1 protein-coding gene is annotated in these 293 nt (G+C 76.1%); it reads left to right on the top strand.

The window, feature by feature from the left end:
• Positions 1 to 293: rhomboid family intramembrane serine protease (locus BI06_RS28365; RefSeq protein WP_043473309.1), on the top strand; the 293-nt coding region annotated here is incomplete at both ends.

A 293-nucleotide genomic window follows, 5' to 3' on the forward strand; every position in this document is an offset into this window, starting at 1 on the left:
GCGGGGCTCAATCCGCTCTACGGCCGGGACCAGGCCCGGGTCTGCGCCGAGCAGCGCTACGAGCAGCGCTGGGGGGCCGTCCCCGCCGAGCTCCTGACCGGCCACCCGCTGACCGCGGACCAACTGGCGGAGGCCCCCGAGCCGGTGCCCGGCTGCCCGGCCTCGGCCACCCCCGGCAAGCATCCGGCGCTGTCCGTGCTCAGCGCGCTCTTCCTGCACGCCGGCTGGCTGCACCTGCTCGGCAACCTGCTCTTCCTCCACGTCTTCGGCCCCGCCGTGGAGCACCGGCTCGG

Origin of the sequence: Kitasatospora sp. MBT66 (genome assembly GCF_000710405.2) — a bacterium.
GTDB lineage: Bacteria > Actinomycetota > Actinomycetes > Streptomycetales > Streptomycetaceae > Kitasatospora > Kitasatospora purpeofusca.